General features: G+C 54.3%; 4 protein-coding genes. 1 reads left to right on the top strand and 3 read right to left on the bottom strand.

The window, feature by feature from the left end:
* The coding region (locus EJP87_RS13935; protein WP_130472474.1) for an NAD(P)H-dependent glycerol-3-phosphate dehydrogenase at nucleotides 1-495 on the top strand (495 nt) is incomplete at its 5' end.
* Nucleotides 496-504: 9 nt separating this feature from the next.
* Here EJP87_RS13935 and EJP87_RS13930 read toward each other — a convergent pair.
* From EJP87_RS13930 to EJP87_RS13920, 3 genes are read right to left on the bottom strand one after another with little or no spacing between them, the layout of a single operon-like run.
* Entirely contained in the window at nucleotides 505-1,167 is a 663-nt protein-coding gene (locus EJP87_RS13930) for a DUF4276 family protein (protein ID WP_130472473.1), read from the bottom strand.
* Nucleotides 1,168-1,169: 2 nt separating this feature from the next.
* Entirely contained in the window at nucleotides 1,170-2,450 is a 1,281-nt protein-coding gene (locus tag EJP87_RS13925; protein WP_130472472.1) for an AAA family ATPase, read from the bottom strand.
* A gap of 30 nt (nucleotides 2,451-2,480) precedes the next feature.
* Entirely contained in the window at nucleotides 2,481-4,337 is a 1,857-nt protein-coding gene (locus EJP87_RS13920; protein WP_130472471.1) for a J domain-containing protein, read from the bottom strand.
* Between the last annotated feature and the right edge of the window lie 357 nt (nucleotides 4,338-4,694).

The following is a 4,694-nucleotide window of genomic DNA, read 5'->3' as shown; positions in this document are numbered from 1 at the left end:
ACCCCCCACTTTCGCACCTACAGCAGCGAGGATGTGATTGGGGTAGAGATTGGTGGTGCGATGAAAAATGTTATTGCTCTGGCCTCTGGAATCAGCGATGGCCTTGGTTTTGGCAATGGGGCGCGGGCGGCGTTGTTGACTCGTGGTTTGGCGGAGATCATCCGCCTGGGGGTACGTCTGGGCGCCAATGCGGAAACCTTTAGTGGTCTTTCCGGGATGGGTGATCTGCTGTTGACCGCCACCTCATCGCTCTCGCGCAACTATACTGTGGGCTGGCGACTGGGCAAGGGAGAGTCACTCTCTGCCATCCAGGCTGGCAGCCGGGAGGTGGCCGAAGGGGTGAAAACCACTCTTGGCGTGCGCCGTCTGGCCGCCCAACTGGAGATCGAAATGCCGATCACCCAGGCCGTCTACACCATTCTCTATGAAGATCGTGATCCCCGCGCCGTCGTCAAAGAGCTGATGGAACGGGATCTGAAGGCAGAACAGGAGTAACCCTTCCTCCTATCGGGCAAATTTGCGCAAACCATCGCGAAACTGGATAAAACTGTCATTCCAATTGCGTTCTACGTCCATAAATGGCGTAATTTTTTTTGCCCAGCGCACCTTATAATCCCCGATTCTGGCCGATCGCTTCTCCGCTTTTTTCGGCAGATCTGTCATACCATCGGGTGGGGGAATCAGCAGTGCCAACTCCTCCCACCCTCCCTCTGTTTCTGGAAACAAGGTTCCCTGCAAAAAGGAGATGTGCGCAGCAGGATAACAGCTTTTGATCGCCAGGGGATCCGCGAAAAACCACGATTCCAACTCCCGAATGGCAATGCGAAACAGGCACTTCGGCGCCGGATTGCAACTAGTGAGGATTTGTGTAAGTTGCTCTTTGAAGTGGCGACAATCTGTGCGCTCATCCAGATCAAGCAGCACCACCACCATCTCATCTTTCTGCAACTCTCTACCATAAGATCTTAATTTAGATGGCAAATTGTGCAATAGCGACCTGTCGTGCACATGGGGGATGGCAAACAGATCCTCTGGCACCTTGCCCACACCACGATGCGGATGGATCTTCCAGGTATGGGGCTGTCGGTAGGAACCGATGATTTTAGGCAAGAGAATAGCCAGTGCAATATGGTCTGCTTGCCCCTCGACCAAAATCTCAAAGTGCACTGTTAACGCCCCTCCAAATAGTCGCTATACCAGAGCCCCCCCAAAGGTTGCCCCTCCTCCACCATGCTCTTGACAAAGCGTAGGCTGCTGGCACGGACAATGTGTGCAAAGCCGTCCTCCCCCTTTTGCAATACCCACACCTCTTCAGGATCCAACGCATCCACCAAATAGGGCTGATGGGTGGTGACAAAAAGCTGTGCGCCACTGGGCTTGCTGGCATAATCGCGAAACTCGCGTGCCAACAACTCCAGTAGTTTATGATACAAACCATTTTCCGGCTCTTCGATGCACAAAAAGGGGGGAGGCTCTGGATCATGCAGCAACAACAGATAGGCAAAAATCTTCAATGTCCCATCGGACATTTGATAATGGGTAAAAGGTTCCTTGAAAGCCGGGCTACGAAAGAGCAAATAGAGATTTTTGGAAATCTCGTCCCGATAGGGTTCTATAGCTGTAATATCTGGAATCTTTTCAGCAATCTGTTGCAAAATACGCTTGAGCAGCAGGGGATGTTCCCGTTGCAAAAACTGGACGACATTGCCCAAATTGCTACCCGATTGCTGCAAATGTTTTTGTGGACCCGCTTTGCTGATCTCACGGGCTGAGTTGGGTGAAAAATAGCTCATATACCATCCACCCAAAAAATGGCGTAACTCGGTAATCCGGGGATGCTCCTTTAACGCTCCCAGGGTCACAATACCGGGAATACGCCGATCAATCAACTCAATCGGCAGCTTATCGGAACTCTCCTGCATGCTCCTCTGATCAAATTGACCGGCATTCCCGAGTGACTGTTCCAACTCTTCACTGGCAACATTTTCCAAACCTGCCCAAACAAACCCCATTCCCTCTTGTAAATAGAGAAAGGAAAAGGGAGCTCCTCTATTTTGACCTTTGCGGCGTTGGCGCAGGCGCTCCCGCAATATTGCTGGACGCCCCTGCTGATCCAAATGAATGGCCAACTCATAGGTAATAGGACGAGCCTCACTCCTGGCACGGAAATAGATCTCAAATTCCATTGGCTGGTCGTGCATCCCCTGGGAACACAGCCGCTGAAAGCCTCCTCTCTCCTGCAGTTCGCACGCCTCCTCGACACCAACCCGCAAACAATCGCCCAAAAAACCGAAAGCATCGAACAATGAGCTTTTGCCAGCACCATTTTTGCCAATAACCACAGTCAAAGGGGTCAACGGAGCATCCTTCTGCCTGTTCCAGAGCTTCCCCAGGGTAATGTCTCGTAATGCCCGATAATTTTTGATTCGTATTCCTTCCAATCTGACCATGTATCGCTTCCCTGAAAGGTTACCTGTGTACTACCTTCGCCCATAAATGGCCATCAACTGCGCATAGGCACGGGTGATCTCCTGGGTCTTGCGATGGGCAACCTCACGCAACTCCTGACCCAACGAAGCCACGCGATCGGGATGATATTGGCGAATCCGCTTGCGCAAGGCCGCCTTGATCCGCTCCGGGGTCGGCTCCCCCTTCAAACCCAAAATCCGCCGTTCTGCCGCCCCCGGTGCATGGGCCGGCAGACTCCACTCCTCACCCTCCTCTCCATACCACTCCTCGGCAACCATGCCCTCTTCAGACTCTTCGCCACGCCGCCGCAACAGCGACAACTCTGCCTCCAACTGTGCTACCCGCGCCTCCAGACGACTCTGCTCCCGCGCTTTGCCCTGCAGACGCTGATTCTCCTGCTGCAGCTCCTGTAAACGCGCCTCCAACACATCCCCACCAGCCACCATCCGACCTGCCTGCTCCACCTGCCGCTCCAAACGATTGACCGACTCCTCTCGTTCACTCAAGCGATGCGTCAACTGCAGATTTTCTCCCTTCAACTTTTTTAACTTGAGCGCCGTATCCACATACAGAGTTTCAAAACGGTTGGCACGCTCACTCTGCTGCTGCAGATTCTGCAAAATCTCATGCAAGCCACCAATCTTCTCGCTCAACAAATGGTTTTCCTGCTGCAAGCGCAACTGCTCCTCCTGCTGCTGCCGCTCCGCTTGCCACTGCGCACTCTGTTTGGCCCGCTCCTGCTCCAACAGCAGAATGCGTTCACTCTGACCAGCCAACTGCCCCAACAATCCCCGTTTTTCCTGGTTCAACTGCTCGACCGTCGCCGTCAACTGCGCCACCCGATTTTCCAAACGCACCGCCAAAGTGGTCTGCTGATCCAGATAACGAATCACCTCATCATAGTGGGCCAGGCGCTGCGCTGCTGCATTGCGCTCCTCCAGCAACTGCTCGTTCTGCTTCTCCAACTGCTGCAGCCGCTCCTGAAGACGCACGGCTTGCTCTTGCAGATGTTTTGACTGCTCTTGCATCTGCTGGGCATGCTCCCGCACCCGCTCTCCCTGCTCCTCCTGCAGCCGCCACTTCTGTTGCCACTCCCGATGCAACGCCTCTTTCTCCTCCACTTGCACCTGCAGCTTTTGCTGCCACTGCTGATTCAACAGCTCCCGCTCCTCGGCAAAGGCCCGCAGACTCTGCTCGTCTCCCTGCGCCACAGCGCTCTCTGCGCCGACCACCTGGGGAATCTCCTTGCCCTGAGTACGCAACAGCTCCAACTCGCTCTCCAGGCGACTCAACAGCTCTGCCCACTCGCGAGCTCCCGGAGTCAGGCGATCCTCATCCAAAAAATAGAGATTGCCCGCATTGAAGATGTTACCCGCCAGCGTCTGCACCCGATCCCGAAACAGCGCGCTCTGACCCTGCCAGTTAACCTCAGTCTCATAATAAACCTCATCATGCAGCAGGCGCAAACGAAACGGCAGACGACAGTGATGACAACTCTGCCGTTTTTCCAACTGCTCCTCATTGGCAATCAAGATGGTGCCGCAACCCTGACAACGGGCACGATAAAAGCTCTGCCGCTGCTCGGTCAGACCAATGCGCTCCACCAGGCGCTGCCCTTGCTGTTCGTAGACCAGGCATTTGCGATGATCGATAATCTCAATCGTATAGGGCTTGCTGCAGGCAGGACAGGTAAACTTCCAAAAAGTCACCGATCCCGGATAGGTCACCCCCATTGGGGTTCCACAATCGCGACAAGGTGTTGGCAGCAAGTGGCATTTTTTTGTCATCCGCGCCACCAATCGACTCGGCAGCGGCGGCACAACCGGTCGTACCGGCGGATATGCAGTTGCGGGTGCAGCAATAGCCATCTCTTTACTCTTTCACACTTAGTAGTCACGCGGCCAATCCAGAGACTTCACTCAAGCCTCACTCAGGCTCGCCATGTTAACGCAACACAAATGCCAAAGCGGTCAAAAGAGACAGGGCAAGCGCATTTGCCAATTTCCTCACTGTTGCCACAAACGAAACGGTGCATGTCGGGCGTCCGCCCTCCCAAAGAGTGCCCCTGCGGGGCACAAATCTGTGCGGCGTGCGCGAATGCTTAAGCATTCGCTTTTGTGAAACGCCGCACATTACCAGCAGGGCTTTGCCCCATAAGCGTTAACCTAACATCCCCAGAGTTGCCATCTGACGCTTTCGTTTCCTTGGTGAATCAGCAAGCCATT

Origin of the sequence: Candidatus Magnetaquicoccus inordinatus, from assembly GCF_004217665.1 — a bacterium.
Classification (GTDB): Bacteria; Pseudomonadota; Magnetococcia; order Magnetococcales; family Magnetaquicoccaceae; genus Magnetaquicoccus; species Magnetaquicoccus inordinatus.
The sequence above is the reverse complement of the archived record's forward strand: the minus strand, read 5'-3'. Positions and strand labels throughout refer to the sequence as shown.